General features: G+C 70.1%; 18 protein-coding genes and 3 pseudogenes. 18 read left to right on the forward strand and 3 right to left on the reverse strand.

Features of this window, described 5'->3' with window-relative positions; all coding sequences use genetic code 11:
- The first annotated feature begins 47 nt into the window (after positions 1–47).
- Both ACIBNA_RS40430 and ACIBNA_RS40435 read left to right on the forward strand, forming a co-directional pair.
- The gene (locus ACIBNA_RS40430; protein ID WP_399170295.1) at positions 48–461 is read left to right on the forward strand and encodes a hypothetical protein; all 414 of its coding nucleotides are present in this window, start codon (positions 48–50) and stop codon (positions 459–461) included.
- Positions 421–813, forward strand: a pseudogene (locus ACIBNA_RS40435) (hypothetical protein); the annotation flags it as partial. The gene ACIBNA_RS40430 and the pseudogene ACIBNA_RS40435, both read left to right, overlap by 41 nt.
- A gap of 416 nt (positions 814–1229) precedes the next feature.
- Here ACIBNA_RS40435 and ACIBNA_RS40440 read toward each other — a convergent pair.
- Positions 1230–1334, reverse strand: a pseudogene (locus tag ACIBNA_RS40440) (hypothetical protein); the annotation flags it as partial.
- Between the two features lie 30 nt (positions 1335–1364).
- Here ACIBNA_RS40440 and secF point away from each other — a divergent pair.
- Positions 1365–1919, forward strand: a pseudogene (secF, locus tag ACIBNA_RS40445) (protein translocase subunit SecF); the annotation flags it as partial.
- A gap of 124 nt (positions 1920–2043) precedes the next feature.
- Here the strand turns inward: secF and ACIBNA_RS40450 are convergent.
- Complete coding sequence (locus ACIBNA_RS40450; protein ID WP_399170297.1) at positions 2044–2481, reverse strand: hypothetical protein; 438 nt, start codon at positions 2479–2481, stop codon at positions 2044–2046.
- An 86-nt stretch (positions 2482–2567) separates the two neighbouring features.
- Here ACIBNA_RS40450 and ACIBNA_RS40455 point away from each other — a divergent pair, with 86 nt between their 5' ends.
- From ACIBNA_RS40455 to ACIBNA_RS40495, 9 genes are all read left to right on the forward strand, one after another.
- Positions 2568–3269: a helix-turn-helix transcriptional regulator gene (locus ACIBNA_RS40455; protein ID WP_399170323.1), complete on the forward strand. Its 702-nt coding sequence runs from the start codon at positions 2568–2570 to the stop codon at positions 3267–3269.
- A 265-nt stretch (positions 3270–3534) separates the two neighbouring features.
- Positions 3535–5196: a BCCT family transporter gene (locus tag ACIBNA_RS40460; RefSeq protein WP_399170298.1), complete on the forward strand. Its 1662-nt coding sequence runs from the start codon at positions 3535–3537 to the stop codon at positions 5194–5196.
- A gap of 280 nt (positions 5197–5476) precedes the next feature.
- Positions 5477–6562, forward strand: coding sequence for an S-(hydroxymethyl)mycothiol dehydrogenase (locus ACIBNA_RS40465; protein ID WP_399170299.1), 1086 nt, complete (start codon positions 5477–5479; stop codon positions 6560–6562).
- Positions 6562–7197 carry an MBL fold metallo-hydrolase gene (locus ACIBNA_RS40470; RefSeq protein ID WP_399170300.1) on the forward strand — a complete coding sequence of 212 codons (636 nt, stop codon included), beginning with the start codon at positions 6562–6564 and terminating at the stop codon, positions 7195–7197. The genes ACIBNA_RS40465 and ACIBNA_RS40470 overlap by 1 nt, the downstream gene beginning before the upstream one ends.
- A 275-nt stretch (positions 7198–7472) precedes the next feature.
- Entirely contained in the window at positions 7473–8534 is a 1062-nt protein-coding gene (locus ACIBNA_RS40475) for a chorismate-binding protein (RefSeq protein ID WP_399170301.1), read from the forward strand.
- Between the two features lie 204 nt (positions 8535–8738).
- Positions 8739–9569: a dihydropteroate synthase gene (gene folP, locus ACIBNA_RS40480; RefSeq protein ID WP_399170324.1), complete on the forward strand. Its 831-nt coding sequence runs from the start codon at positions 8739–8741 to the stop codon at positions 9567–9569.
- 169 nt (positions 9570–9738) lie between these two features.
- Entirely contained in the window at positions 9739–10101 is a 363-nt protein-coding gene (locus tag ACIBNA_RS40485) for a bifunctional 3-phenylpropionate/cinnamic acid dioxygenase ferredoxin subunit (protein ID WP_306960187.1), read from the forward strand.
- Complete coding sequence (locus ACIBNA_RS40490) at positions 10098–11261, forward strand: NAD(P)/FAD-dependent oxidoreductase (RefSeq protein WP_399170302.1); 1164 nt, start codon at positions 10098–10100, stop codon at positions 11259–11261. The genes ACIBNA_RS40485 and ACIBNA_RS40490 overlap by 4 nt, the downstream gene beginning before the upstream one ends.
- A gap of 138 nt (positions 11262–11399) precedes the next feature.
- Complete coding sequence (locus tag ACIBNA_RS40495) at positions 11400–12530, forward strand: aromatic ring-hydroxylating dioxygenase subunit alpha (RefSeq protein ID WP_399170303.1); 1131 nt, start codon at positions 11400–11402, stop codon at positions 12528–12530.
- A 63-nt stretch (positions 12531–12593) separates the two neighbouring features.
- On the opposite strand, the gene ACIBNA_RS40500 is transcribed toward ACIBNA_RS40495, so the two are convergent.
- Entirely contained in the window at positions 12594–13340 is a 747-nt protein-coding gene (locus ACIBNA_RS40500) for an IclR family transcriptional regulator (RefSeq protein ID WP_399170325.1), read from the reverse strand.
- 207 nt (positions 13341–13547) lie between these two features.
- Here ACIBNA_RS40500 and betA point away from each other — a divergent pair, with 207 nt between their 5' ends.
- The 6 genes from betA to ACIBNA_RS40530 all read left to right on the forward strand — a co-directional run bounded on the left by betA (position 13548) and on the right by ACIBNA_RS40530 (position 23622).
- A complete protein-coding gene (gene betA, locus ACIBNA_RS40505) occupies positions 13548–15206 on the forward strand; it encodes a choline dehydrogenase (RefSeq protein WP_399170326.1) in 1659 nt (552 codons plus the stop codon).
- A gap of 195 nt (positions 15207–15401) precedes the next feature.
- Positions 15402–16871, forward strand: coding sequence for an aldehyde dehydrogenase family protein (locus tag ACIBNA_RS40510; protein ID WP_399170304.1), 1470 nt, complete (start codon positions 15402–15404; stop codon positions 16869–16871).
- Positions 16872–16891: 20 nt separating this feature from the next.
- Positions 16892–17980 (forward strand): glycine betaine/L-proline ABC transporter ATP-binding protein, encoded by a 1089-nt coding sequence (locus ACIBNA_RS40515; protein WP_399170305.1) that lies wholly within the window; start codon positions 16892–16894, stop codon positions 17978–17980.
- Positions 17980–19980, forward strand: coding sequence for an ABC transporter permease (locus ACIBNA_RS40520; protein ID WP_399170307.1), 2001 nt, complete (start codon positions 17980–17982; stop codon positions 19978–19980). Before ACIBNA_RS40515 ends, ACIBNA_RS40520 begins: the two co-directional genes overlap by 1 nt.
- Positions 19981–19993: 13 nt before the next feature.
- Positions 19994–20956: an ABC transporter substrate-binding protein gene (locus ACIBNA_RS40525; RefSeq protein WP_399170308.1), complete on the forward strand. Its 963-nt coding sequence runs from the start codon at positions 19994–19996 to the stop codon at positions 20954–20956.
- A gap of 227 nt (positions 20957–21183) precedes the next feature.
- A complete protein-coding gene (locus ACIBNA_RS40530) occupies positions 21184–23622 on the forward strand; it encodes an FAD-dependent oxidoreductase (RefSeq protein ID WP_399170309.1) in 2439 nt (812 codons plus the stop codon).
- Positions 23623–23633 lie beyond the last annotated feature (11 nt).

A 23633-nucleotide genomic window follows, 5' to 3' on the forward strand; every position in this document is an offset into this window, starting at 1 on the left:
CCGGTCACGGTGGCCTTTGAGCCCGGCAGCAGAAGGGGGGACGGTGTATGCACCGCACCGCGCGCACCGCCCCCGGTACCGGCAGCGCCCGGCCCCGCGTCGCGGTACTGGCGGCCGTGGTGCTGGTGCTGCTGGCCGCGCTCGGCATCGCCGGTCCACTGCCCGGTGCGACGGGCGAGCCGGTGGCCGGCGCGGTGGCAGGGGCCGGCCGGCAGGGGGACACCGAGCGGCGTGCCGACGACGGGCGCGACACCGTCTGCGCCGTCCGGGCGGCAACCCGCCAGGAGCAGCACAGCGAGCATCCTGCCCCGCGCGGCCTCCTCGCGACCTGCGCCCCCGGCACGGACGTCACCCCGCCCGGCGCCGCGTGGCTCCCGGCGCCGGCCGCGCACACCTCCTCCTCGAGTCCTCACACACTCCATGACCGTGGGCGAGCGCCCCCGGCGACCTCCGGCATCTGACATCCCCTTTCCCTCTCCTCGACAGCACCCCGGCCGCTTCTGCGTGGCCGCGGTGCGCCTGCCGGAGGCACCCGTTGAACCGTTCCCTGTGAGGGCGCTGCTCGCCCTCGCCGTGATCGCCCTGTCCCTGTACATCGCCGTCACCGTGCCGGTCCGCCTCGGACTCGACCTGCGCGGCGGTACGCAGCTCGTACCGCAGACCCGCTCCACCCCCACCACCGACGCCGACAGTGAGGCCACCGACCGCACCCTGGAGGTGCTGCGCGGCCGTATCGACGGGCTCGGCGTCGCCGAACCCACCCTCGTCCGCTCCGGCGAGAACCGGATCATCGTCGAACTGCCCGGTGTGCAGGACCCGAAGCAGGCGGCCGACGTCCTGGGCCGTACCGCCCAGCTCACCTTCCACCCGGTGCTCGGCACCGCCGACAGCACCGGCGACGCCTCCCGGCCGCTGCCGAAGCGGCCACCGGAACACGTCCTGCCCGACGAGTCCGGCACGCCGCTGCGCCTCGGGGCCGCGGCCCTGACCGGCGAGGACGTCAGGGAGGCCGCCGCCCGGTTCGTCCAGCAGGGCGGCGCCGGATGGCACGTCACCGTCGACTTCGAGGGCGGCGGCCGCGCCGGCTGGGCCCGGCTCACCGGCGAGGCGGTGATGGCCTGCGCCCCGAGGGTCGGGCCGACGGTGCGCTGCTCCACGGTCTCGACGGGCACGGGCAGGGCCCCGCCGTTGACGAGCAGGGAGAGTTCGCGGGCCTCCTGCGGGCCGAAGGAGCCCGTGATCTGTGTGGCACCGTCACGGATGCCGGTCCGGCAGGCGACGGAGGGGTCGACCTGCGGCGAGGAGATGACCTTGTCGTCGAGGACTATGGCCACCCGCCGCGCCGGGTCGCCCGCCTGACCAATGCCGAGGTCACCTGCACCGTGCGCGATCTCGCGGGCCGGGCGGACAAGGTCCGCGACGAACTCGTCGGCCCCAGCCTGGGCGAGGAGCTGCGCCGGGGCGCCCTGATCGCGCTCGCCGTGGCTCTCGGCGCCCAGTTCGTCTACCTCGCGGCACGCTTCCGGTGGGTGTTCGGCACGGCGGCGGTCGTCGCCCTCGCCCACGACGTGGTGATCCTCGTCGGCGTCTTCGCCTGGCTCGGCAGGCCCGTCGACGGCGTGTTCCTGGCGGCCCTGCTCACCGTCATCGGCTACTCGGTCAACGACTCCGTGGTGCTCTTCGACCGCGTCAGGGAACTCGCCCGCAAGTATCCCGGGGCACCGCTACCGGACATCACCGACCAGGCCATCCTGCAGACCCTGCCCCGGACCGTGAACACCGGCATCGGCGCCGCGTTCATCCTCACCGCCCTCGCCGTGCTCGGCGGGTCCTCGCTGACCGACTTCGCCCTGGCCCTGCTCATCGGCCTCGTGGTCGGTACGTACTCCTCCGTCCTCACCGCCGCCCCCGTGGCGATCGCCGCTCCACCACCGCATCCCATCCCGGCAGCCGTCCGGCCGCACCTGACCCGGCCGGGGATCGGGCGCGCGAGGCGGGTGAGCCGCTCGGTGCTCACCCGCCTCACCCGTCCGGGCAGCCGTGTCAGTGCGGCTGCCGCTCGCGGTGGTAGCGCTGGGCGAGCCGGGCGAGGGCGACCGCGCCGAGCAGGAGGCCGAAGTCGCGCAGCGCGATGTCGTAGTACCCCGGGATGGTCAGCAGGTTGACGATGATGCCGGCCAGCCATCCGGCCACCAGCCAGCCGCCGAAGCGCGGGGCGAGAGCGACGGCGAGACCGGCGACGATCTCGACGACACCCACGGCGTACATGGCCGCCTGGGCGCTGCCGGGCACGACGTCGTCGATCCACGGCGCGAGGTAGGTGGGCCAGTCCACGAGCAGGTTGGCGAACTTGTCCAGCCCGAACAGGATCGGCGCCACGGTGAACCCGGCGCGCAGGATGACGAACGCCTGGTAGCCGGGGTCGCTGAGCACGGCCCGCCTTGGCGCGGCGGACGGGGCGGTGTGGGTTGGGGACGTCATGACGCACCGTTCCTTCTATTGACAACTCTCACTAACGATAGAAGCGCGGAAGGCTTCTTTAGTCAATGGCTGTGGGTTTTACACTGGTGTTCGTGGACCACCCGAAAGAAGCGCCCCGCCCCGACGTCTCCGCCGTCGCCGCCCTGGACGAGCCGACCCGCAGGCGGCTGTACGACCACGTCGTGCGCCAGCCGGGGCCGGTCGGCCGCGACGAAGCCGCCGCCGCTCTCGGTCTGGCGCGCCAGACCGCGGCCTTCCACCTGGACCGCCTGGCCGACGAAGCACTCCTCGACGTCGTCTACGAACGGCGCAGCGGCCGCACCGGGCCGGGAGCGGGCAGGCCGGCCAAGCTCTACAAGCGCTCCGCCAGGCAGGTCACCGTCAGCCTGCCCGAGCGGCGCTACGAGCTGGCCGGACGGCTCCTCGCCCAGGCCATGGAGGAATCCGAGGTCACGGGCGAACCGGTCCGCGCCGTCCTGCACCGAAAGGCCCACCAACTCGGCGCCCAGCTCGCCGGGCAGGGCGGCACCGGCGTGTTCGACCTTCTGGAGAGGTACGGGTTCGAGCCCCGCCGTGACGGTGACGCGATCGTGCTGGGCAACTGCCCCTTCCACGCGCTCGCCCGCGAACACACCCAGACGGTGTGCGGCATGAACCTCCACCTCCTCCGGGGCGTCCTCGAAGGACTCGACGACAGCAGTCTCCACGCATGCCTGGCGCCCAGCCCCGGCCACTGCTGTGTCCGCCTGGAGCCGGCTTCCTCCCCGCCCGCGACCGCGAGTTCCTGACACACCAGTCGCCGCCCTCGGCATCGACACCAGCACCGAGAGCCTGCTCGGCACGCTCCGCCACGACGCCCTCTCCCGCGCTGGGCGTGGCGAGAAAGGTCGGTGTACAGGGGGTTGACGCACCCGATACATGACAGGAACTGTGTTGCACATCGAGCTCGAAGTTGCGTGTTGCGCACCGCCCGCCCGCGGTGCTCATCACGGGGATGCAGACCCGCCACCCCATGCAGACCCGCCACCCCCGTCCCCTGTCGGAAGGCTGCGGATGACTACCGCGACGACGAAGAAAACGACATCGGCCCTCGCACGGGTGGATCCGGCCGTCCTCTATGTATCGGTCACGCTGTCCGCCCTGTTCGTCGCTTGGGGGGTGTTCTTCACCGACAGTCTCGCCACGGTCGCCGAGACGACTCTGGGCCGGATCATCGACAACTTCGGCTGGCTGTTCGTCCTGACGAGTTCCGGGTTCGTGGTGCTGGCGACGGTGATCGCGTTCAGCCGGTTCGGCTCCATCCGGCTCGGCAGAGACGGGGAGCGCCCGGAGTTCAGCACCGTGTCCTGGGTGGCGATGATGTTCAGCGCCGGCATGGGGATCGGTCTCATGTTCTACGGAGCGAGCGAGCCGATCATGCATATGTCCAGCCCGCCGCCCGGCTCCGCGAAGGCGGGCAGCGAGGACGCCGCCCGCCTGGCGTTGGAGTACTCGTACTTCCACTGGGCGATCCACCCCTGGGCGATGTACGCCGTCGCCGGGCTGGCGCTCGCCTACTTCGGTTTCCGCAAGAGCGGCAACAGCCTGATCAGCTCCGCCTTCCGCCCACTGCTGGGCGACCGGGTGGACGGGCCACTGGGCAAGTCCATCGACATTCTGGCGATCTTCGCCACCCTCTTCGGTTCAGCCGTCTCCCTCGGGCTGGGCGCGCTCCAGGTCAACCGAGGCCTGAAAGAGGTCTGGGGCGTCCCCGACTCCACCGCGCTGGCCGTATCGATCATCGCGGTCCTCACCGTCCTGTTCGTGCTCTCCGCTCTCTCCGGCGTGCACCGCGGCATCCAGTGGCTGAGCAACGGCAACATGATTCTCGCCGCCGTCCTGCTGCTCTTCGTCTTCGTGGTGGGCCCCACGGTGTTCATCCTGGAGAGCCAGACCGAGGCGCTGGGCGGCTATCTGGCCTCGCTGCCGAAGATGAGTTTCACGACGGGTGCCTTCGGCGGCGGTGAATGGCTCTCCGACTGGACGGTCTTCTACTGGGCGTGGTGGATCTCCTGGACGCCGTTCGTCGGGACCTTCATCGCCCGGATCTCCCGCGGGCGTACCATTCGGGAGTTCATCGTCGGTGTGATCATCGCGCCGAGCCTGGTGAGTGTCGTGTGGTTCGCGATCCTCGGCGGGACCGCCCTGAACCAGGAGATGCACGGCGGTCACCTGGCCGCGGCGGTCGCCAAGGGCGAGGAAGCGGGCCTCTTCGCCACCCTGCAGAACCTTCCCTGGTTCCCCGTCACCTCGGTCCTGGTGATCGTTCTGGTCGGCCTGTTCTTCGTGAGCGGCGCGGATGCGGCATCCGTGGTCCTCGGCATGCTCTCCTGCCGGGGCAACATGGCCCCCGGTCGCCTCGTCGTGATCCTCTGGGGTGCGCTGACCGGTCTGGTCGCGGCCGTGCTGCTGATGGCCGGAGGCCTGGAGGCGGTCAAGCAGGTGGCCATCATCGCCGCGTTCCCGTTCCTCTTCGTGATGATCGGCCTGTGCGTCTCCCTCGTGAAGGCGCTGCGCGCCGAGCCGATCCCCGCCCCGCCGGTGGAACAGGAAGGCCTCGCCGACGCCGACGCCGACGCCGATGCCGCCGACGCCGACGACGCCGCCGGCGAGCCGGGGCCGGACGACGGTGTACGGCCGGCCGAGGCCATGGCGGACTCGCAGCCCGCTGGCTGAGCTGCCCGGCCGGCCGAACCGGAAGGAGCGCGACTCGGCCGGAATCAGACGAACGTGAGGGCCGCCTCCCCGGAGTGTCCGAGGGGCGCGGTCCCTCATGTGTGCCTGTGGCGAGCCTCTTCGTCGGTTTCCCGCTCCGACGGAACCGGCCGAGTCGTCCCGGTTGGCGTCAACCCCTTGACCGTCGGCGTGCTTCTCCACGATGCTCAGTTGCGTATAGCGGTGCGTGTAGCGAATGAGGCAACGCACTCGCGAGGGTTTCCCGCTTGAGGAGCAGCTCATGGCTCACGAGGTTCGTGCCGTCGTCGCCCGGAAGAAGGGCGCACCCGTCTCCGTCGAGACGATCGTCGTCCCGGATCCGGGTCCGGGTGAGGCGCTGGTCAAGGTCGAGGCGTGCGGCGTCTGTCATACCGATCTCCACTACCGCGAGGGTGGGATCAACGACGACTTCCCCTTCCTTCTGGGGCACGAGGCGGCAGGCCGCGTCGAGGCGGTCGGGGAGGGAGTCACCGGCGTCGAGCCCGGTGACTTCGTCATCCTCAACTGGCGTGCGGTGTGCGGCCAGTGCCGGGCTTGCAGCAAGGGCAAGCCCTGGTACTGCTTCGCCACCCACAACGCGACACAACCGATGACGCTGCTCGACGGCACCCCGCTCTCGCCGGCACTCGGCATCGGCGCGTTCGCGGAGAAGACGCTGGTCGCCGCAGGGCAGTGCACCAAGGTGGATCCTGCGGCCCCGGCGGCGGCAGCCGGTCTGCTCGGGTGCGGCGTCATGGCCGGCTTCGGCGCGGCCGTGAACACCGGCGCCGTCGGCCGGGGCGACTCCGTCGCCGTCATCGGCTGCGGCGGGGTCGGAATGGCCGCCGTAGCGGGGGCGAGGCTGGCCGGGGCGAGCAAGGTCATCGCCGTCGACATCGACCAGCGCAAGCTGGACCGGGCCATGGCCATGGGGGCCACCCACACGGTCGACGGGGCCAAGGGCGACGTCGTGGAAGCGGTGCGCGAGCTGACGGGCGGCTTCGGCGCGGACGTCGTCGTGGACGCCGTCGGCCGCCCCGAGACGTACCGGCAGGCCTTCTACGCCCGCGACCTGGCCGGCACGGTCGTGCTGGTCGGCGTGCCCACCCCGGAGATGAAGGTGGAGCTGCCCCTGCTCGACGTCTTCGGCCGGGGCGGCTCGCTGAAGTCCAGCTGGTACGGCGACTGCCTGCCCTCGCGCGACTTCCCCGCCCTCATCGACCTGTATCTGGGAGGCCGTTTCGACCTGGACGCGTTCGTCTCCGAGACCATCGGCCTCGGTGACGTGGAAGAGGCGTTCGAGAAGATGCACCGCGGCGACGTGCTGCGCTCGGTGGTGGTGCTGTGATGGCCGGCGCACCGCGCATCGAACACCTCGTCACCAGCGGGACCTTCAGCCTCGACGGCGGGACCTGGGACGTCGACAACAACGTCTGGATCATCGGTGACGACGACGAGGTGGTCGTCATCGACGCGGCGCACGATTCCGACGCCGTCCTGGCGGCCGTCGGTGACCGTCGCCTGTCGGCCATCGTGTGCACCCACGCCCACGACGACCATGTGCGCGCCGCGCCGGACGTCGCTCTGGCCACGGGTGCGCCCATTCTCCTGCACCCTGACGACCAGGTGCTCTGGAAGATGGTGCACCCCGGCCGGCGGCCCGACAGGCCGCTCGCCGACGGTGACGAACTCATGGTGGCGGGCATCGGCCTGCGTGTCCTCCACACACCCGGACACGCTCCGGGTGCCGTGTGCCTGTACGCACCCGAACTGGGCGCACTGTTCAGTGGTGACACGCTGTTCGCCGGAGGCCCCGGCGCGACCGGGCGCTCGTACAGCGACTTCGGCACGATCATCGGCTCCATCGGTGACCGGCTGCTGACCCTCCCGGGCGAGACGGTCGTCCACACCGGACACGGCGAGACGACGACCGTCGAGGCGGAGGCACCGCACCTTCAGGAGTGGGCCGCCCGCGGCTGGTGACAGGGCGCCGCCGGACCGGCCGGGGGCGGTCGAGTGCCCGCGTGTCTCCTCGCTCGAGACCCGCGAACGAGAGCCCGCCCCTGGCCGGCATCCCGCGAGCCCGTCGGCATGCCCGTGTACCTGGTCGGCATGCCGGCGTACCCGGCCGTCGTGGCCCTGTCCTCGGCCGTCGTGGCCGTGTCCTCGGCCGTCGTGGCCGTGTCCTCGGCCGTCGCGGCCAGGAACGACCGTCATGACCAAGGACCATCCGCCCCGCCGGCCCTGGACGAACCGCCGTGTACGCTCCCGCCCCGATGGCCCGCTTCGGCGGCCTCGTCGCCGCTGATCTGCGTGATGTGACCAGCGATCCCGCCGCCCTGGACTCCTCCGGCTTCTGGACGGTCGTCGCGGACTTCGAAGGCCGCCTGGTCTGCGCCCGGTTCGGCCGGCTGCGTCCCGCCCAGGTGCCCGCTCCGCAGACCGGGGCCTGGCGGGGCCCGGCCGTCGGCGACTGGACCTCGTCGCTGGACCGCACCGCCTACACCGCGGGCGTGCGCCGCATCCGCGAGCACATCGCGGCGGGCGACGTCTACCAGGCCAATCTCTGCCGCGTGCTCTCCGCACCCCTGCCCGACCCGGCCGCCGCCGACATCGACGCGCTCACCGCGCTGCTCGCCCGCGGCAACCCCGCGCCCTACGCCGGTACGGTCCGGCTTCCCACGCACGGCGTCGAAGTGGCCACCGCCTCGCCCGAACTCTTCCTGCGTCGCACCGGCCGGACCGTGGAGTCCGGGCCGATCAAAGGCACGGGCCGTACGGCGGACGATCTGCTCGAGAAGGACCACGCCGAGAACGTGATGATCGTGGACCTGGTCCGCAACGACCTGGGGCGGGTCTGCGCCACCGGATCCGTGACCGTCCCGGCCCTGTGCGCCGTCGAGCGGCACCCGGGCCTGGTGCATCTCGTCTCCACCGTGCGCGGGGAACTGGCGCAGGGCGCGGGCTGGCCCGAGCTGATGGCCGGGACCTTCCCACCGGGTTCCGTGACCGGCGCGCCCAAAACCAGCGCACTGCGCATCATCGACGCCCTGGAGACCGCGCCCCGCGGCCCGTACTGCGGCGCCATCGGCTGGGTCGACGCCGACCGGGGGACCGGTGAACTGGCCGTGGGCATCCGCACCTTCTGGATCGACCGTGCCGCCCCGGCGGGGCCGGTGCTGCGCTTCGGTACGGGCGCCGGCATCACCTGGGGGTCCGACCCCGGGCGGGAGTGGGCCGAGACCGAACTGAAGGCCTCTCGGCTGCTCGCTCTGGCGTCGAGGCCGCATGGCGGGGCCGAGTCCCTCCACCTGCCTTGACAGTGTCGCGCGGCCGTCCTCAGACTCGTTGCTCAAATCGCACATTGTTCCTCTATGCGCAACGAGGTCAACAGGTCCCATGATGATTTCCGCACGCCGTCTCGTCGACCAGCTCCGAGTCGCGTGAGCACCGCCGCCCGGCCCGGCCAGGCCGCTCCCGCGCTCCATCCGCGAGGACTTCCCCGCCTCGACCGGACCCTGGTGATGGGCATCGTGAACGTCACGCCCGACTCGTTCTCCGACGGCGGGCGGTGGTTCGATCCGGAACGGGCCGTCACGCACGGCCTCGCGCTTCTCGACGAGGGCGCGGACATCCTGGACGTGGGTGGCGAGTCGACCCGTCCCGGCGCCGCGCGCCCGGCCGTCGAGGAGGAACTGCGGCGCGTGCTGCCGGTCGTCCGCGAACTCGCCGCCGCGGGTGCGACGGTCAGTGTCGACACCATGCGGGCCGAGGTCGCCGCCCGTGCCATCGAGGCCGGCGCCGCCCTGGTCAACGACGTCTCCGGCGGGCTCGCCGACCCGGAGATGCTGCCGCTGATGGCGCGGGCCGGTACGCCCTACGTGCTCATGCACTGGCGCGGGCACTCCGCGGGGATGCAGGCGAACGCCGTGTACGACGACGTCGTCACCGACGTGGTCGACGAGTTGCGGGCGAGAGTCGACGCGGCCTTGCACGCCGGGGTCCCGGCGGACTGTCTCATCGTCGACCCGGGACTCGGGTTCGCCAAGCACGCCGAGCACAACTGGCGGCTGCTCGGCCGTCTCCGGGAGGTCGTCGCGCTCGGCCGGCCGGTCCTGGTGGGTGCGGCGCGGAAGTCCTTTCTGGGTCACCTGCTCGCCGACCCGGAGACAGGGCGGCCCCGCCCGGCGCACCTGCGGGACGCGGCCACCTCCGCGGTGTCGGTCCTGGCCGCTGCGCAGGGGGCCTGGTGCGTGCGCGTCCACGACGTCGCCTCGACGGCCGACGCGGTGCGCGTGGCCGCTCGGTGGGGCCTCGAATCCGCGGCGACGCCGCTGCCGATGCCCCAGTTCTGAGAGGCGCTCCGCTCTGACCTGCGTTTCCTATGGTGCAGGCAGTTGCGTGATGTGCAACACAAAATATGGGCGTCAGGGGGCCCGTGAACTCCTTGACAAGGGTTTGTGGGCGCCCTCAAACTGGCGTTGCGTTCACCGCAATCCGTTCCGCTATACGCACCGAGGTGTCATGATGATTGCCGCGTGCCGTCTCGTGGATCTGCCCCGAGGCGAGGCCCACAGGCTCGACATCGACCCGCCGGTCTCGGTGTTCCACACCGACGACGGCGAACTCTTCGCCATCGACGACACATGCACCCACCAGGACGCCTCGCTCGCCGACGGCTGGCTGGAGGGCTGTGAGGTCGAATGCCCGCTGCACGCCTCGAAGTTCAACCTCAAGACGGGAGCCGTCGACGCCCCGCCGGCCAAGCTCCCGGTGCGCACGCACGAGGTCCTCGTCGAGGACGGCATGATCTACGTCCGGCTGTCCACGGCAGCTCCGAACCTGCCTCCCTGCATCGCCGCCCGGCTCGTGGGGGGCGTCGCGTGAGGACCGTGGCCGTGGTGGGCGCGTCGCTGGCCGGTCTGTCGGCGGCGCGCTCGTTGCGGAAACAGGGATACGACGGACGGCTGGTCGTCATCGGCGACGAGATCCATCGCCCGTACGACAGGCCGCCACTGTCCAAGGAGTTCCTGGTCGGCGGCATGAGTGAAGCCGATCTCGCGCTGGAGCCGGACGACGAGGACTTGCAGGCGGAGTGGCTGCTCGGAGCCCGCGCCGCCGGACTCGACACCACGCCCCGCGCCGTGCGGCTCACCGACGGCCGGGAAGTGCGAGCCGACGGCATCGTCATCGCCACCGGTGCCGCCGCCCGGACCCTGCCCGGCATGGACGGACTGGCCGGTGTGCACACCCTGCGCACACTGGACGACGCCCGCGCCCTGCGGGACGAACTGGCACAAGGCGGACGCCTGGTCGTGATCGGCGGCGGCTTCATCGGTGCCGAGGTCGCCTCCACCGCCTATGCTCTCGGCCTCGACGTGACCATCGTCGAGGCGGCGCCCACACCACTGGCCGGACCGCTCGGCGCGGCCATGGGGCGCATCGTCTCCGCCCTCCACGCGGACCACGGCGTACACCTGTTGTGCGGCGTGGGCGTCAAGGGGCTGAGCGGCGAGGACCGCGTCGACGCGGTCCTGATGGAGGACGGCCGGAGCATCCCCGCCGACATCGTCGTCGTGGGTGTCGGGGCCCGTCCCTGCGTCGAGTGGCTGGCCGGATCGGGTGTCGAACTCGACGACGGCGTCAAGTGCGGTGCGGACGGCCGGACCAGCCTGGCCGGGGTGGTCGCGGTCGGCGACTGCGCCTCCTGGTACGACCCGCGCGCAGGCACCCACCGCCGCGTCGAGCACTGGACCGGCGCCCGCGAGCGCCCCGACGCGGCCGTGGCCGCCCTGCTGTCCTGGGGCGAGTCCGAACCGGGCACACCCCGGCCGCCGTACTTCTGGTCCGACCAGTACGGCGTGAAAATCCAGTTCGCCGGCCACGCGGCCCGCGCCGACAGCGTGACGATCGAGGAAGGCACCGCGGACGATCGCAACGTCCTGGCCGTCTACCGGCGTGCCGGACACCCGGTCGCCGTACTCGGGATGAACCAGCCGAAGCTGTTCATGCGCTGGCGCAAGCAACTCGCGGCCAAGGCGCCCTGACAGGGGCGTAGACCGCACTCACAGCCGCTGTTGCGCGGAGGGGCCGGCGCGCCGCGCTGCTCCTTAACCAACGACGTCCGGTGTCGCTCTTCCCGGCGCGTGCATGCCCGATCCACTCGTCTCCCCGAGGAGTGCACTGTGACCTCGACCGGCCTGCCGGAAAGCCTGATCGCCACCCTCCCCGGTTCCTCCTACACGGATCCGGAGATCTTCGCCCAGGAGCAGGAACACATCTTCGAGGCGATGTGGTTCTGTGCCGTGCGCTCCGCCGACCTCACCCGGCCCGGTGCCTTCCGGACCGTCGAGGTGGGCCGCGAGAGCATCCTGATCACCCGGGCGCGGGACAACTCCATACGTGCATTCTTCAATGTCTGCCGGCACCGCGGAGCCAAGCTCTGCACGGCGGAGACCGGCGAGGTCAAACGCGCCTTCCAGTGCCCCTATCACGCCTGGACCTACGACCTGACGGGCAAACTCGTCGCGGCACCCAACCTCACCAAGATGCCCGACATCGGCCGCACCGAGTACGGCCTGGCGGCAGTGGCCACGCGGGAATGGCTCGGCTATGTGTGGGTGTGCCTCGCAGAAGACCCGCCCCCCTTCGACGAGGTCGTGGGGGATGTGGTCGCGCGCCTGGGCGACACGGAGTCGATCGAGCGCTACGACATCGACAACCTCGAAGTCGGTAAACGCATCGTCTACGACGTGAAGGCGAACTGGAAACTCATCGTCGAGAACTTCATGGAGTGCTATCACTGCGCGACGATCCACCCCGAACTGACCGAGGTCCTCCCCGAGTTCGCCGACGGGTACGCCGCCCAGTACTACGTGGGACACGGCGCCGAGTTCGGCTCCGAGGTCAAGGGCTTCACCGTCGACGGCTCCGAAGGCCTCGACCGCATTCCAGGCGTCACCGAGGACCAGGACCGCCGTTACTACGCGATCACCGTCCGGCCGCAGGTGTTCATCAACCTCGTGCCCGACCATGTGATCTTCCACCGGATGTACCCGGTCGCCGCGGACCGCACCATCGTCGAGTGCGACTGGCTCTACCTCAAACACGTCGTCGAGAGCGGCAAGGACGTCAGCCGGTCGGTGGAGCTCTTCGACCGGGTCAACCGGCAGGACTTCGACGCGTGCGAGCGCTGTCAGCCCGCGATGAGCTCCCGGCTGTACACCAAGGGCGGAGTCCTCGTGCCCAGCGAGCATCACATCGGTGAGTTCCACGCCTTCGTCCAGGAGCGTCTGGGCGCGGGGCGGCCACGGTAGCGGCGGTTCACGTCGGGCCGGCACCTGGCGTGCAGGGCGCCCGTCGAAGGCGGCGCGGCGGGCTCAGCCCAGGTAGCCCATGCGATAGCTGACCTCGTCCGCGCCCTTGACCAGCACCGGTGCCAGCTCGTGCATGCGGTCCTCGGTGAGCCGGTACGCCGGTCCGGAGGCGCTGATCGCCGCGATGACGTCGCCGTCCCTGTTGCGGACCGGGGCGGCCATGGCGTGCAGTCCTACCTCGAACTCCTCCAGGGTCCAGGAGTAGCCACGCTCGAGCGCCTCGGCGAGGTTCTTCTCGAGCTTCGTCTTCGCGGTCAGGGTGCGGGGGGTCACCTTCTTCAGGCCGACCTCCGACAGCAGCGCGGCACGCTCCTTCGCCGGCATGTGGGCCAGCAGGATCTTGCCGCTGGAGGTGGCGTGCAACGGCGTCAGCTGGCCGACCCAGTTGAACGCCGTGACAGCACCCGGACCGCGCACCTGGTACAGGTTGATCGCGTAACGCTCCTGCATCACCGCGAGGTTCACGGTCTCGCCGATCTCCTCCGCGAGGCGCTCGCAGACCGGGCGGCTCTGCTGGGTGATGTCGATGCGCTCGGTGACCGCGCCGGCGAGGCGGACGATGCCGAAACCGAGGCGGTACTTGCCGCGCTCGCCTGCCTGCTCCACCAGGCCGCGCACCTCCAGGGCGCCGAGCAGCCGGAACGCGGTTGACTTGTGGACATCGATCTCGGTGGCCACCTCGCTGACGCCGGCCTCACCGCGCTGGGCCAGGATCTCCAGCACGGTGATGGCGCGGTCGACGGACTGCACCCCACCGGTCGGCGCAGTCGTCGTCTCGGAATCTGCATGGTAGTTGCTCACAACGCAACTATACGGGCGTTAAACATAGCCGAAAGCGTTGCAGGTCACGGGCTTGGCATGGCACCGCAGAAGTTGCGTTGCTCGCAACCTGGTGCGCATAGAGATACAAGTACTAGCATGCCGCGCATTCTCTACGGCGCGACCGAACGAGGCACCATGGCTCACTTGCAGTACGACTTCGTCATCGTCGGTGGTGGATCGGCCGGCAGTGCGCTGGCCAACCGGCTCTCCGCGGACCCCGGCAACCGGGTGCTGGTCCTGGAGGCGGGCAGGTCCGACTACCCCTGGGATGTCTTCATCCACATGCCCGCGGCATTGACCTACCCGATCGGCAGCCGGTTCTACGACTGGAAGTACGAGTCCGAACCGGAGCCCCACATGGGCGGCCGGCGCGTGTACCACGCGCGAGGCAAGGTGCTGGGCGGTTCCAGCAGCATCAACGGCATGATCTTCCAGCGCGGCAACCCCATGGACTACGAGCGCTGGGCGGCCGACCCGGGCATGAAGGCCTGGGACTACGCGCACTGCCTGCCGTACTTCCGGCGGATGGAGAACTGTCTCGCCGCCGACCCGGATGACGAGTTCCGCGGTCACGACGGCCCTCTCGTCCTGGAACGCGGCCCGGGGGCCAACCCGCTCTTCGAGGCCTTCCTGAAGGCCACCGAGGAGGCGGGCCACGCTCCCACCGACGACGTGAACGGCTACCGGCAGGAAGGTTTCGCCAGGTTCGACCGAAACGTCCACCGCGGCCGCCGCCTGTCGGCCTCCAAGGCCTATCTCAAGCCCGTGCGAAAGCGCCCCAACCTCACGATCAAGACGCGCAGCCTGGTCACCCGCGTCCTCTTCGAAGGCAAGCGGGCCGTCGGCGTCGAGTACCGGCGTGGTCGCGGGAGACCCCAGCGGGTGCGTGCCCGCGAAATCATCCTCTGCGGAGGCGCGATCAACTCCCCGCAGCTGCTCCAGCTCTCGGGCGTCGGCAACGCCGAGGAGCTGCGCGCGCTCGGCATCGACGTCGTACACGATCTGCCGGGTGTCGGCGAGAACCTCCAGGACCACCTGGAGGTGTACATCCAGTACGCCTGCAAGCAGCCCGTCTCCATGCAGCCGTACCTCGCGAAGTGGCGCGCCCCCTTCATCGGCCTGCAGTGGCTCTTCCGCACGGGCCCCGCCGCGACCAACCACTTCGAAGCGGGTGGGTTCGTCCGCGGCAACGAGGACGTGCCCTACCCCAACCTGATGTTCCACTTCCTGCCCATCGCGGTCCGCTACGACGGCTCCGTGCCCGCCGGCGGACACGGCTACCAGGTGCACGTCGGGCCCATGTACTCCGACGCCATCGGCTCGGTGAAGATCAAGAGCAAGGACCCGGCCGAGCATCCCGCGCTGCGCTTCAACTACCTGTCCACCGAGCAGGACCGCCGCGAGTGGGTCGAGGCCGTCAGGGTCGCCCGCGAGCTGCTCAACCAGCCCGCCATGGCCCCGTACAACGCCGGGGAGATCTCGCCGGGACCCTCCGTCGATACCGACGAGGAGATCCTCGCCTGGGTCGCCAAGGACGGCGAGACCGCGCTGCATCCGTCCTGCACCTGCAAGATGGGCACGGACGAGATGGCCGTCGTGGACCCGGCGAGCATGCGGGTGCACGGGGTGGAGGGGCTGCGTGTCGTCGACGCGTCGGTGATGCCCTACATCACCAACGGCAACATCTACGCGCCCGTCATGATGATCGCGGAAAAGGCGGCCGACCTCATCCTCGGGAAGGACCCGCTGCCACCGTCCACCGCCGCGTATTACCGGCACCGCCCTCTGCCGTAACCAGCAGTTTTCAGACAGCCGCTCGGCCCGGAAACAAGGCGTTCCGGGCCTGCCGGCGTCGCGTCCTCGTGGCTGTCTCCTTGGCGAAAACGTCACCGGTCAACCCCTTGACGTGGGGTGCCGCCTTCTACAGAGTGTTCCACCACAAGCAATACGATGCGCGATGCGCAACGAAATCCCCTCGAAGGGCCCGACGTGGCAGACCTGTACGTGGACGGAAAATGGCGGGATCCCGTGGCCGGCGGCCACCGGGACATCCGCTGCCCCGCCGACGGCACGCTCTGCGTGACCGTGTCCGAAGGTACCCGTCCGGACACCGAGGCGGCCATCGCCGCGGCCCGCCGGGCCTTCGACGAAGGGCCCTGGCCGCGCACCTCCGAGCGCGAGCGCGGCGCGCTCCTCCTGCGCACCGCCGACCTCCTCGAACGCGACGCCGACGCGTTCGCCCGCGCCGAATCGCTGGACACCGGCAAACGGCTGGTGGAGAGCGAGTACGACATCGCCGACGTCGTCTCCTGCTTCCGCTACTACGGAGGGCTCGGCGGCACCGACGCCGGCCGGGTGATCGACACCGGCCGTGACGACGCCGTCAGCCGTGTCGTCTATGAGCCGATCGGCGTGTGCGGACTGATCACCCCCTGGAACTACCCCTTGCTCCAGGCGAGTTGGAAGGTCGCACCCGCCCTCCTCGCGGGCAACACGATCGTCCTCAAGCCCAGTGAGCTCACCCCCTCGACGTCCATCCTGCTGATGAAGGCACTGGAGGAGGCCGGGCTCCCGGCCGGTGCCGCCAACCTCGTCCTGGGAACCGGGCCCGAGGTGGGCGCACCGCTCGCCGAGGACCCCGCCGTGGACATGGTCTCCTTCACCGGCGGCCTGGACACCGGCAGACGCATCATGGCCACCGCCGCCGCGACCGTGAAGAAGGTCGCGCTGGAACTCGGCGGCAAGAACCCCAACGTCGTCTTCGCCGACGCCGACTTCGAGACGGCCGTGGACTTCGCGCTCACGGCCGTCTTCCTGCATTCGGGCCAGGTCTGCTCTGCCGGCGCCCGGCTGATCGTCGAGGACGCGCTGCACGACCGGTTCGTCGACGAGGTGGTCCGCCGCGCCCGGCGGATCCGGCTCGGCGGCCCCTTCGATCAGCGGGCCGAGACCGGCCCGCTGATCTCCGCGCAGCACCTGGCGAAGGTCGAGGCGTACGTCGCGGCCGGACTCGCCGAGGGCGCCGTCCTGCGCTGCGGTGGTGAACGCCCCGGTGACCCGGCCCTGGCCGACGGCCACTACTACCCGCCCACCGTGCTCGACGAGTGCGATCAGGACATGCGGGTGGTGCACGAGGAGTCCTTCGGGCCCGTGCTCACCGTGGAGCGCTTCACCGACGAGGACGACGCCGTACGCATCGCCAACGACACCGAGTACGGACTCGCCGGCGCCGTCTGGACGCAGGACGCCGGAAAGGCCCAGCGGGTCGCCCGCCGGCTGCGTCACGGCACGGTGTGGATCAACGACTACCACCCCTATGTGCCGCAGGCGGAATGGGGTGGGTTCGGGCACTCCGGCGTGGGCCGGGAGCTGGGCCCGACCGGCCTGGACGAGTACCGAGAACCCAAACACATCTGGCAGAACATCCAACCCCGGCCGCAGCACTGGTTCCGCGGCTGAACGCCGAAAAGAGGTCGAACATGACCCCAGCAACGACCGAGGTGCCGCAGCGCCGCGGTACGCCCCAGGACTCGGCACCCGACCCGGTCATATCCGTACGCGAGCTGTGGAAGGTGTTCGGGCCGAAGGCGGACCAGGTACCGGGCTCCGAGGAACTGCGCGGGCTCACCCGCCGCGAACTGATGGACCGCACCGGATGCACCGCCGCCGTGCGCGACGTGGACTTCGAGGTCTCGCCCGGCGAGGTGTTCGTCGTCATGGGCCTGTCCGGCTCCGGCAAGTCCACCCTGGTGCGCTGTCTGACCCGGCTCATCGAACCCACCGCCGGCGAGATCCTCTTCGAGGGCGAGAACATCCGCGACGCGGACGCGGGCCGCCTGCGCGAACTGCGCCGCAGCAAGTTCTCCATGGTTTTCCAGCACTTCGGACTGCTGCCGCACCGCCGGGTCGTCGAAAACGTGGCGTTCGGTCTGGAGATCCGCGGCATGAGCCGGGCCGAGCGGACGAGACGGGCGCTGGAGGTCGTCGAACTCGTCGGGCTCTCCGGGTACGAAAGCTCCTACCCCGACCAGCTCTCCGGGGGTATGCAGCAACGCGTGGGTCTCGCCCGCGCGCTGGCCGGCGACCCGGACATACTCCTCTTCGACGAGCCGTTCTCCGCGCTCGACCCGCTGATCCGCCGTGACATGCAGAACGAGGTCGTCCGGCTGCATCACGAGGTCGGCAAGACGATGGTGTTCATCACCCACGATCTGTCGGAGGCGCTGCGGCTGGGCGACCGCATCCTCATCATGCGCGACGGCAGGATGGTCCAGTGCGGAACCGGCGACGAACTGGTCGGGGCCCCGGCCGACGACTACGTACGCGACTTCGTCAGGGACGTGCCCCGCGGTGACGTACTGACCCTGCGGTGGATCATGCGCCCGGCGGAGCCCGGCGACCCCCTGGACGGTCCCGAGCTCGGCCCGGACGTCGTGGTGAAGGAGGCCACGCGGGCGGTGCTCGCGGCCGAGAAGCCGGTCAAGGTCGTGGAGGACGGCAAGCTGCTCGGCATCGTCGGTGACGAGGAGATACTCGCGGTGGTCGCCGGGCAGGAAGGCGACGCGTGATGACCGTCGTGATGGAGAAGCCGGAGAAGACCGGGACCGTGGAGCCGCCCGCTCCCGCCCGGCGCGTGCGCACGGTCAACCGCGCCGTGGTGGTGGCCGGGATCCTGCTGGTCTGGCTGGTGCTCTTCGCCGTGCTGCGCGGCAAGCAGACCCTGTCCCTGGCCGCGGCCGACCTGACCGATCTGCACCGGTGGTTCAACGACGTCAACGACTCGATCGGAGCCAACCGCAACTCCAACCCGCTCTTCCTGTACTTCTTCAACGAGATCCGCCTGGTCATCGACTCCCTGGTGACCTTCGTGCAGGATCTGATCTCGCAGCCGACCGCGGGCCGCCCGGTTCCGCAGATCGGCTGGCTCGGAGTCGTCGGCGTCGTCGGCTACGTCTCCTGGGCCATGGGCAACTGGCGGGTCGCGCTGCTGGCCGTGGCCGGCTTCACCTTCCTCGGCCTGCAAGGGCTCTGGCAGGAGAGCATGGACACCCTGGCGCTGACCGTCTCCGCGGTCTTCGTGGCGCTGCTGTTCGCCATCCCCCTGGGTGTGTGGGCCGGGTTGTCGGACCGGGTCAACCGGATCGTGACGCCGTTCCTGGACTTCATGCAGACGATGCCGACCTTCGTTTACCTGGCGCCGCTGACCCTGTTCTTCCTGATCGGTCCCGCCTCCGCCACGATCGCCACCACGATCTACGCGGCACCACCGGCGATCCGTATCACGGCGCACGCCATCCGCTCCGTACCGCAGGCCACGGTAGAGGCGGCGGACTCGATGGGCGCGACGCGGCGGCAGGCTCTGCTGAAGGTCCTGCTGCCGATGTCCAAGCGGACCGTGGTGATGGGCATCAACCAGACCATCATGGCCGCCCTGGCCATGGTGACCATCGCGGCCCTGATCAACGCGCCCGGCCTTGGCGCGACCGTCATCCAGGCCCTGCAGTCGCTGGACGTCGGCACGGCCTTCAACGCCGGTCTCGCCATCGTCGTCATGGCCATCGTGCTGGACCGGGTCACCACCGCGGCCAGCGGCCGGGCGGAGACGGCCCGGGGCTCGGACAGTCCCTTCCTCAAGTGGCGGCGGCAGCTGCTCGCGGCAGGCGCGGTGGTGGCGGCGGTGCTGGTGTATCTGTCGCACACATATATATGGGCGGCCGAGTTCCCCGGCGCGGGCGGCCTCGGCAGCGGCATCGCCAGGACGGCGGACGATGTGACCACCTGGGCACAGGACAATCTGTCGGGCCTGACCAACGCCTTCCGTGACGCCCTCACCAACGGCCTGCTCAATCCGTTCCAGACCCTGCTGACCGACTCCCCGTGGTGGCTCGTCGGCGCCGCTCTCGTCGCGGTCGGCACGGTGCTCGGCGGCTGGCGCGCCGGGGCCACCACCGTCGTGTGCGTGGGCCTGCTGGTCGCCACCGGTGTCTGGTCGGACGCCATGACGACGCTGGCGTCCACCGCGGTGGCGACGGTGCTGGTGATGCTGCTCGGCGTCGCCCTCGGCGTGTGGATGGGACGCAGCGCGCTCGTGGACCGGCTGCTGAGGCCCTCCCTGGACGCGGCCCAGGTCATGCCGCCGTTCGTCTATCTCGTGCCGTTCCTCGCGCTGTTCGGCGCGACACGGTTCACGGCCATCGTGGCCGCCGTCGTCTACGCGGCGCCGGTCGCCATCAAGATCATCGCCGACGGGGTGCGGGCCGTGCCCGAGACCACCGTGGAGGCGGCGACGTCCACCGGGTGCAACACCTGGCAGATCATCACCAAGGTCCAACTGCCCATGTCGCGGGGCGCCCTGACCCTCGCGACCAACCAGGGCCTGATCTATGTGCTGTCCATGGTCGTCGTGGGCGGCCTGGTGGGCGCGGGTGCTCTCGGCTACGACGTCGTGGCCGGGTTCTCGCAGGGACAGCTGTACGGCAAGGGACTCGCGGCGGGACTCGCCATCGTCCTGCTCGGAGTCATGTTCGACCGGATCACTCAGGCAGCGGCTCGCCGCGCCGGCGCATAAGGAGCACCACACCATGGCACGACACTGGAGAGTCGGCGCGGCCGGCCTGGCCGTCCTCGGCCTCACCCTCACGGCCTGCGGCGGCGCGAAGGTCGGCGACGACAGCGCCGGCGGCTCGGGCAGCTCGGGCAAATGCGGCACCTTCAACCTTGCGATCAACCCCTGGGTGGGCTACGAGGCGAACGCTGCGGTCCTCGCGTACGTCGCCGAGCACGACCTCGGCTGCAAGGTCGAGCAGAAGGACCTGAAGGAGGAGATCGCCTGGCAGGGCTTCGGGACGGGCGAGGTCGACGCCGTCGTCGAGAACTGGGGCCACGACGATCTGAAGAAGAAGTACATCACCCAGCAGAAGACCGCCGTCGACGCGGGCCCGACCGGCAACGAGGGCCTCATCGGCTGGTACGTACCGCCGTGGCTGGCCAAGGCGCACCCGGACATCTTGGAATGGAAGAACCTGAACAAGTACGCGTCGAAGTTCAAGACCTCGGAGTCGGGCGGAAAGGGACAGCTCCTCGACGGCGACCCCTCGTACGTCACCAACGACGAGGCGCTGGTGAAGAACCTCAAGCTGGACTTCAAGGTGGTGTACGCGGGCAGCGAGACCGCGCTCATCCAGGCGTACCGCAACGCCGAGAAGAACAAGGAATGGGTGATCGGCTACTTCTACGAGCCGCAGTGGTTCCTGTCCGAGGTGCCGTTGAAGAAGGTCAGCCTGCCCGAGTACAAGGAAGGCTGCGACGCCGACGCCGAGAAGGTCGCCTGCGACTACCCGGTGTACAAGCTCGACAAGATCGTCAGTGCCAAGTTCGCCAAGTCGGGCAGCCCGGCCTATAACTTGGTGAAGAACTTCACCTGGACGAACGACGACCAGAACACCGTGGCCAAGTACATCGCGGTGGACAAGATGGCGCCCGAGGCCGCGGCGAAGAAGTGGGTCGAGGCCAACCGCGACAAGGTCGACGCCTGGATCAAGTAGCGCGCACGACTGCCCTGGTGAACCCCGCCGGAAGGGCCCGGCAGGCTGTGTCCTCAGCCTGCCGGGCCTCGTCGTTTTCCGGTGATTCCTCCCTGCCGCTCCCGGGGGTTTTTCCGGCGTCGCGGACCCCTTGACACGCCTGTCCACGGCGGGCACATTGAGTTGCGCAACCTGAACCCTGTTGCGCACACAGCAACTGGATCGCTTTCAACGTCGGAGGTGCGGCGATGGCGGGACCCCGGGTGGTCATCATCGGAGCGGGCGTCGTGGGAGCAGCGCTCGCCGATGAGATCTCCGCGCGAGGCTGGACCGAAGTGACCGTGGTCGACCAGGGCCCACTGCCCGCCACCGGGGGATCGTCGTCGCACGCCCCGGGCCTGGTCTTCCAGACCAACCCCTCCAAGACCATGACGGAGATGGCCCGTTACACCGTCGAGAAGTTCTGCTCGCTCGACGTGGACGGTCAGCCCTGCTTCCTGCAGGTCGGCGGCCTGGAGGTGGCGACCACCCCGGAGCGCGTCACGGAACTGCAGCGGCGCCACGGCTGGCTCGCCTCCTGGGGCATCGAGTCCCGGCTGCTGAGCACCGAGGAGTGCGTCGAACAGCACCCGCTCGTCAACCCGGACAAGGTCCTCGCCGGCCTCCTCGTGCCCACGGACGGCCTCGCGAAGGCGGTCCTCGCCGTCGAGGCGCAGATCCGCCGGGCCACCGAGCGCGGCGTGCGCTTCCTCGCCCGTCACGAAGTCCTCGATGTCCAGCGGGCCGACGGCGAGGTGACCGGCGTCCTCACCGACCAGGGTGAGATCCCCGCCGACATCGTCGTGTGCTGCGCCGGCATCTGGGGTCCGAAGATCGCCCGCATGGTCGGCATGAACCTCCCGCTCACGCCGCTCGCCCACCAGCTCGCCTGGACGGGCCCGGTACCGGCCCTGGCGGGCCAGACGCAGGAGGCGGTCCGCCCGATCCTGCGCCACCAGGACGCCGACCTCTACTACCGCGACCGCTTCGACGGCCTGGGCATCGGCTACTACGGTCACCGCCCGATGCCGATCTCGGCCGACGACATCCTCTCCGTGGACGAGGCCGACGAGATGCCGTCCGTCCTGAAGTTCACCGAGGAGGACTTCGAGGAGGCCTGGAGCGAGACCCAGTCGCTGCTTCCCGCGACGAAGGACGCCAAGGTCGAAGAGGGCATCAACGGCCTGTTCTCCTTCACCACCGACGGCCTGCCGCTGCTCGGCGAATCCCCGGACGTCAAGGGCTTCTGGGTCGCCGAGGCCGTCTGGGTCACCCACTCCGCGGGCGTCGGACGGGCCATGGCCGAGTGGCTGGTCGACGGCTACTGCTCCTCGTTCGACCTGCACGAGTGCGACGTCAACCGCTTCGAGCCGCACCAGCTCTCGCCGGAATACGTGCTGGCCCGCGACTGCCAGAACTTCGTCGAGGTCTACGACATCCTCCACCCCCTCCAGCCGTCGGGGGACCCGCGCCCGATCCGCACGAGCCCGTTCCACACCCGCCAGCAGGAGCTGGGCGCTTTCTTCCTGGAGGCGAACGGCTGGGAGCGCCCCCAGTGGTACGAGGCCAACGCGGGCCTGGTCGAGGGCCGTTCCATCGTCACGCCCAACGACTGGGCCGCGCAGTACTGGTCGCCCATCGTCGCCGCCGAGGCCCAGACCACCCGTGAGACCGTCGCGATGTACGACATGACGGCCCTCAAGCGGCTCGAGGTCAGCGGGCGCGGTGCCGGCGAGTTCCTGGAGCGGCTGTGCACCGGCAAGGTCGCCAAGTCCGTCGGCTCGGTGACGTACACCCTGCTCCTGGACCACGACGGCGGCATCCGCAGCGACATCACCGTCGCCCGGCTGGCCCCCGACCGCTTCCAGGTCGGCGCCAACGGCAACCTGGACCTCGACTGGTTCACCCGCCACCTCCCCGCCGACGGCACGGTCCAGGTCCGCGACATCACCCCCGGCACCTGCTGCATCGGCCTGTGGGGCCCGCGCGCCCGCGACGTCCTCCAGCCGCTCACCGACGCCGACTTCTCGGCGAGTGGCCTGAAGTACTTCCGCGCCAAGCACGCCCACATCGGCTCCGTCCCCGTCACCGCGATGCGCCTGTCCTACGTCGGCGAACTCGGCTGGGAGCTGTACACCACCGCCGACCTGGGCCAGAAACTGTGGGACACCCTCTGGCAGGCGGCCGAGCCGCTCGGCGGCATCGCGGCCGGGCGAGGCGCCTTCAACAGCCTCCGCCTGGAGAAGGGCTACCGCTCCTTCGGCACGGACATGACCTACGAGCACGACCCCTACGAGGCCGGCGTCGGATTCGCCGTCAAGCTCGACAAGGACGACTTCATCGGCAAGGCGGCGTTGGAGCGCCGCAAGGCCGACGTACGGCGGAAGCTGACCTGCCTCACGATCGACGACCCGCGGGCGGTCGTGATGGGCAAGGAGCCGGTGTACGACGGTGACTGTGCGGTCGGGTACGTCACGAGTGCCGCGTACGGCTACACGATCGGCAAGGGCATCGCCTACTCCTGGCTGCCCACGGAACTCACCTCCCCCGGCACGACTGTGCACATCGGCTACTTCGACCAGTCCGTCGAAGCCGTGGTCGCCGAGGAGCCCCTGTTCGACCCGACCATGTCCCGCCTCCGTGGCTGACCGCAGGGAAG

Origin of the sequence: Streptomyces sp. NPDC050164, from assembly GCF_044459945.1 — a bacterium.
Lineage (GTDB): Bacteria > Actinomycetota > Actinomycetes > Streptomycetales > Streptomycetaceae > Streptomyces > Streptomyces coeruleorubidus_A.